Source organism: Caulobacter sp. (genome assembly GCF_049283275.1).
Lineage (GTDB): Bacteria > Pseudomonadota > Alphaproteobacteria > Caulobacterales > Caulobacteraceae > Caulobacter.
The window spans coordinates 1-3,364 of sequence record NZ_JBAPVS010000154.1 but is presented as its reverse complement, the minus strand read 5'-3'; the positions used below and the strand labels follow the sequence as shown (position 1 = coordinate 3,364).

Here is a 3,364-nt window from a genome sequence, read left to right as displayed (position 1 = left end):
GGCCGCGCCTGCGTCACTGGAGCCGCCCCCCAGGCCGGCGGCGATCGGCAGGGCCTTGTCGAGGATCAGGCGGAAGGGCGGCAGCGGTCCGCCCAGCCGGGCGCGCAGCGCGTCGCCGGCCCGCACCACCAGATTGCCGTCGTCGACCGGGATGTCGCCGCCGAACCGCCCCGTCGCCTCGAAGCTCAACGCATCGGCCGCCTGCAGGCTGACCCGGTCGCCGACGTCGGCGAACAGCATCAGGCTGGAGATCGGATGATAGCCCTGCGCGTCGGGCCCGCCGACGTGCAGGAACAGATTGACCTTGGCCGGGGCGAAGGCGTCGAGGCGCATGACTTGCTCTTCTTGGGCTTGCCCGTTGCAGGGCGAATGAAACGGAAAAGCCCCTACCCCGCCTTGGCCACCGAGGTCGAGACCGCCGGACCGTTCGGGCCCAGACCGTCCTTCAGCTTGGCTTCGGCCTCGGCCTTCTGTTTCGGATCCGGCTCCAGGCTGAGCACCCGCTGCCACTGGTAGCGCGCCTCGACCTGCCGGCCGATACGCCAGTAGGCGTCGCCCAGATGGCCGTTGACGTCCGGATCGCCCGGCTCCAGCTCGACGGCCTGCTCCAGCTTGACCACGGCGGTCTTGTAGTCGCCTTGGCGGTAATAGCCCCAGCCCAGGGAGTCGAGCATGGCGCCCGACTGGGGACGAGCCTCGACCGCCTTCTGGACCATGGCGATCGCCTCGGGCAGACGGACGCCGCGATCGATCCACGAATAGCCGAGATAGTTCAGCAGGTCGGGCTCGTCGGGGCTGAGCTTGAGCGCCAGCAGCAGATCGCGCTCGGCGTCGTCCCACCGGCCGGCCCGCTCCAGCGCGATGCCGCGCATATAGAGCAGACGCCAGTCGGGCTTGTCGCCTTCGCCGGCGATCAGCGGATCGAGGGCGGCGGCCGACTCGGCCCAGCGCTCGTTGGCCCGCAGCAGGTCGGCATAGGTGATCTGGGCGTCGCGGTCCTTGGGCGCGGCCGCGGCCGACTGTTGAGCCAGGACGACGGCTTTGTCCTTGTCGCCGCTGGTCTGGTAGTTCCAGGCCAGCTTGGACTGGGCCGCGACATAGCGGGCCGAGGTCGCGGGCACCTTGGCGTAGGCGTTGCGGGCGCCGGCGTCATCGTCGTCCTGAGCCAGCAGGTCGCCGACCAGGAGCCAGGCGTCGTCGCGCTTGGGGTCCAGCCGCAGGGCCAGACGCAGATAGGCCAAGCCGAACTGGCTCTGGCGCTCGCTGGCGAACGTGGCGGCGCAGGCGACCAGCATATGAGCCGCGCCCTGCTTTTCGGTGGTCATGGCCGGCGCCGGGCCTCGCGCGGCGGCCCGGGCCCGGGCCTGTTGCAGCCCCTGATCGTCCGGATCGCGAGCCAGGGCCGCGTCGTACAGAGCCACCGCGTCGGCGTGGCGCTTGCGGCGTTCCAGGAACGCACCGTAGTCCTCGACGAACAGGCCCTTGGCGTTCTCGACCGCCATCAGCGCCTTGTAGTCGGTCTCGGCCTCGTCATAGCGCTTGGCGCGTTCATAGAGCCTGGCCTGGCTCAGTTGGCCGAAGAACTGCACGAACCGATCGCCCTGCAGCTCGGGACGCACGACGGCGCCGTTGTCGTCGCCGGCGGCGGCGGCCAGCCACGGCGCCAACAGCACGGCGGCCGGACGATGGGGGAAGCCCAGGGTCTCGGTCTTCAGCAGGGTCTGGGCCTCGCGGCCCTTGCCGCCGGCCATCAACTCGACCACACGGGTCAGGACGCCCAGCCGGCGCACCTGCTCATTGGCGTCTGCTCCACGCGGCGCGATGGCGGCGGCGCGCTGCACGTCGCCGGCCAGCAGGGCGGCGGTGAAGGCGCGATCGGCCAGGACTCCCGGATCCTCGTCCAACTGACGCGCTTCGTCGAAATAGGTCGCGGCTTGAGCGTTCGAACCGTTCTGCAGCGCCGCCTGTCCGGCCAGGAACTGGCCATAGGCCGATCGGCTGGAGCCCCAGGTGGATCCCATGACGAGCTGGCCGCGCAGGTCCGGTCCAGGCGTGGCGGCGGCGCAGGCGGTCAGGGTCGAGGCCGAAAGAAGGGCGAGAAGCAGCTTGTTACGCGTCATGTCCGCACCCTCATCGGTTTCAGTCCGCGCCGCAAGAAAAAGGCGCGATCCGACTGCTCGGACCGCGCCCTATTCTAAGGTCCTAAGAGACCTTTTGAAGGCCTCTTACATGTTCGGATAGTTCGGTCCGCCGCCGCCCTCGGGCGTCGTCCACACGATGTTCTGCGACGGGTCCTTGATGTCGCAGGTTTTGCAGTGGACGCAGTTCTGGGCGTTGATCTGAAAGCGCGGATCCTGGCCCTGCTCGTTGTAGAGCACCTCGTAGACGCCCGCCGGGCAGTAGAGCCGCGCCGGTTCGCCATACTTGGGCAGGTTCACCGCGATCGGGACCGTCGGGTCCTTCAGCTTCAGGTGGGCCGGCTGGTCTTCCTCGTGGTTGGTGGCCGAGATGAACACCGAGCTCAGCTTGTCGAAGCTGATCACGCCGTCCGGCTTGGGATAGACCAGGGGCTTGTAGTCCTTGGCCAGGCCCGTCGAGGCCGCGTCGGTCTTTTCGTGCTTCATCGTGCCGAAGAACGAGAAGCCGCCCGTCAGGTGGTTGACCCACATGTCGAACATGCCCAGCGCGCCGCCCAGGGCGGTGCCGAACTTGCCCAGCAGCGGCTTGGCGTTGCGGACCACCTTCAGCTCCTTGGCCACCCAGGACTTCTCGTAGAGGTCCTGGTAGGCGACCAGTTCGTCGCCGGCGCGGCCGGCGGCGAGGGCTTCGAAGGCGGCGTCGGCGGCCAGCATGCCGGTCTTGACCGCGTTGTGGCTGCCCTTGATGCGCGGCACGTTGACGAAGCCGGCCGAGCAGCCGATCAGCGCCCCGCCCGGGAAGGTCAGCTTCGGCACCGACTGATAGCCGCCCTCGGTGATGGCCCGCGCGCCGTATGCGATGCGCTTGCCGCCTTCCAGGTGCGGCTTCACCGCCGGATGGTGCTTGAAGCGCTGGAACTCGTCGAACGGCGACAGCCAGGGGTTCTTGTAGTTCAGGTGCACGACGTAGCCGATGGCCACGTAATTGTCCCCGAAGTGGTACATGAAGCTGCCGCCGCCGGTCTGGTTGTCCAGCGGCCAGCCGGTGGTGTGCTCGGCCAGGCCCGGCTGGTGCTTTTCGGGCGGCACCTGCCACAGTTCCTTGATGCCGATGCCGTACTTCTGCGGCGACTTGCCGGCCGACAGGTCGAACTTGGCGATCAGTTGCTTGGCCAGCGAGCCGCGCACGCCCTCGGCGATGAACACGTACTTGCCGTGCAGCTCCA

Annotated in this window: 2 protein-coding genes and 1 pseudogene; all 3 read right to left on the bottom strand. The window is 68.5% G+C overall.

Features of this window, described 5'->3' with window-relative positions:
• Window positions 1-333 (bottom strand): annotated as a pseudogene (locus WAL33_RS08465) (4-(cytidine 5'-diphospho)-2-C-methyl-D-erythritol kinase); the annotation flags it as partial.
• A 53-nt stretch (window positions 334-386) separates the two neighbouring features.
• A complete protein-coding gene (locus WAL33_RS08460; protein ID WP_422180379.1) occupies window positions 387-2,120 on the bottom strand; it encodes a tetratricopeptide repeat protein in 1,734 nt (577 codons plus the stop codon).
• Window positions 2,121-2,225: 105 nt separating this feature from the next.
• Window positions 2,226-3,364 (bottom strand): electron transfer flavoprotein-ubiquinone oxidoreductase (locus WAL33_RS08455; protein WP_422180377.1); only part of this gene is annotated, 1,139 nt, incomplete at its 5' end.